This is a genomic window from Pseudomonas typographi, from assembly GCF_014694385.1.
Taxonomy (GTDB): domain Bacteria; phylum Pseudomonadota; class Gammaproteobacteria; order Pseudomonadales; family Pseudomonadaceae; genus Aquipseudomonas; species Aquipseudomonas typographi.
Genome location: NZ_JAAOCA010000161.1, coordinates 1 through 303, shown reverse-complemented (window position 1 = coordinate 303; position 303 = coordinate 1). Strand labels below are relative to the sequence as shown.

The 303-nt window shown below is 58.1% G+C and carries 1 protein-coding gene; it reads left to right on the top strand.

The window, feature by feature from the left end; genetic code table 11:
- A partial coding sequence (locus HAQ05_RS28225) for a phage tail tape measure C-terminal domain-containing protein (RefSeq protein ID WP_202988137.1) occupies positions 1–303 on the top strand: 303 nt, incomplete at both ends.

The following is a 303-nucleotide window of genomic DNA, read 5'->3' as shown; positions in this document are numbered from 1 at the left end:
CTGGCCAGACCAAGACGCTGTTTTCCGATGCGTTCAACAACATGGAAGACGGGATCGTCAATTTTGTGAAGACCGGCAAGCTCTCGTTCAAGGACTTCGCTGATGGCGTGATCGAGGATCTGATTCGCATCCAGGTGCGACAAGCAGCGGCCGGCTTTCTTAGCACTGCGTTCAGTTTCCTCACGGGCGGCAGCGCGGCGCTCGGCGCCAGTGTCATGACCGGTTCCAGCTCGGGCTCTTTGGTAGCGAATGCCAAGGGCGGGGTCTATGACTCTACCAGCCTGTCGGCCTATTCGAACCAGA